This is a genomic window from Streptomyces odonnellii, from assembly GCF_000981895.1.
GTDB classification, from domain to species: domain Bacteria; phylum Actinomycetota; class Actinomycetes; order Streptomycetales; family Streptomycetaceae; genus Streptomyces; species Streptomyces odonnellii.
Genome location: NZ_LATD01000495.1, coordinates 1 through 1909, shown reverse-complemented (window position 1 = coordinate 1909; position 1909 = coordinate 1). Strand labels below are relative to the sequence as shown.

The 1909-nt window shown below is 75.6% G+C and carries 1 protein-coding gene; it reads left to right on the top strand.

Annotation, left to right across the window (positions count from 1 at the left end):
• A partial coding sequence (cydC, locus tag WH07_RS33795; RefSeq protein WP_106409745.1) for a thiol reductant ABC exporter subunit CydC occupies positions 1-1909 on the top strand: 1909 nt, incomplete at both ends.

Genomic DNA, 1909 nt, shown 5'->3' with positions numbered 1-1909 from the left:
GGGGGTTTCGGGGCTTGGCGTCGGCGCGGAGGCTTCGCGGCCCGGTGTGGGCGAGGGCGTTGCGGCGGGGGAGCAGGGCCTCGGTTCCGGTCCGGCGCCCGCGCGTCCCATGGGCGAAGAGCAGGCCGTACCGGCCTTGGGCGGCGAGCTGCCCGTAGCGTCCGGGGATCCGCTCGTCCCGCTCGCTCCGCTCGCGCGGATGCGGGCCGCCGCCGGGGCGCTGCGCGGCCGTTTCGTACTGGCCCTGCTCCTCGGAAGCTGCGCCCTCGGCTCGGCCGTCGGGCTCATGGCGGTCTCCGGCTGGCTCATCTCGCGCGCCTCCGAACAGCCGCCCGTTCTCTATCTGATGGTCGCGGTGACGGCCACCCGCGCCTTCGGGATCGGCCGGGCCGTCTTCCGGTACGCCGAGCGCGTCGTCTCGCATGACGCCGTGCTCAGGACGCTCGCCGATCTGCGGGTGGCGGTGTACCGGCGGCTGGAGCGCATCGCGCCCGCAGGCCTCGGCGGGACCCGGCGCGGGGATCTGTTGTCCCGGCTCGTCGCCGATGTCGACGAACTCCAGGACTACTGGCTGCGCTGGCTGCTCCCGGCCGGTACCGCACTGCTGGTCGCGGCGGGCACGGTCGGATTCACCGCCTGGCTGCTGCCGGAGGCGGGCGCCGTACTCGCCGCCGGGCTGCTGATCGCCGGGGTCGGCGTGCCGCTGGTGAGCGCCGCCTGTGCCCGCCGGGCCGAGCACCGGCTCGCCCCCGCGCGCGGAGCGCTGGCCACCCGGGTCGCCGATCTGCTGCGGGGCACCGCCGAACTGACCGTCGCGGGCGCGTTGCGGAGCCGTCTGCGCCAGGTGCGCGAGACCGATGGAACGCTGACGGCGATCGCCGCGCGCGGGGCGAGCGCCCAGGCCCTCGGCGGCGGGCTCTCCGCGCTGGCCTGCGGACTGACCGTGGCCGCGGCGGCGCTGATCGGCGTGGCGGCGGTACGCGCGGGTCGGCTCGACGGCGTCGAACTGGCTGTGGTCGTCCTGACCCCGCTCGCGGCGTTCGAGGCGGTCACCGGGCTGCCGCTGGCCGTGCGGCACCGGCGGCGGGCCGCGCGTAGTGCGGAGCGGGTGTGCGAGGTGCTGGACGCCCCCGTCCCCGTACAGGAGCCGGAGCGGCCGGCCCCCGCTCCCGGATCACCGTTCCCGCTGGAGGTGCGGGGCCTGTCCGCTCGGTACGCGGGGCAGCGGCGGGACGCGCTGAGCGGGCTCGATCTGACCCTGGCCGCCGGGAAGCGGGTCGCCGTCGTCGGGCCTTCGGGGTCGGGCAAGACCACGCTCGCGAACGTGCTGCTGCGCTTCCTGGACGCGCGCGAGGGGGACTGCCGCCTCGGCGGTACGGACCTGGGCTCGCTCGACGAGGACACCGTCCGCCGGTTCATCGGTCTGTGTGCGCAGGACGCGCACCTGTTCGACAGCTCCGTACGCGAGAATCTGAGGCTCGCGCGTACGGACGCGACCGAGGACGAACTGCGTGAGGCCCTGCGCCGGGCCCGGCTGCTCGACTGGGCCGATTCTCTGCCCGCGGGCCTCGACACACTCGTCGGCGAGCACGGCGCCCGGCTCTCCGGCGGGCAGCGGCAGCGGCTGGCGCTGGCCCGCGCGCTGCTGGCCGACTTTCCCGTACTGATCCTGGACGAGCCCGCCGAACATCTCGACCTGGCGACCGCGGACGCGCTGACCGCCGATCTGCTGGAGGTGACGGAGGGCCGTACGACGCTGCTGATCACCCACAGGCTGCGAGGGCTCGACGCGGTGGACGAGGTGATCGTGCTGGACGGCGGCCGTGCCGTACAGCGTGGTACGTACGCCGAGCTGGCGGCGGGCGAAGGGCCGCTGCGCCGGATGCTGGAGCGGGAGCGGGCGGGGGAC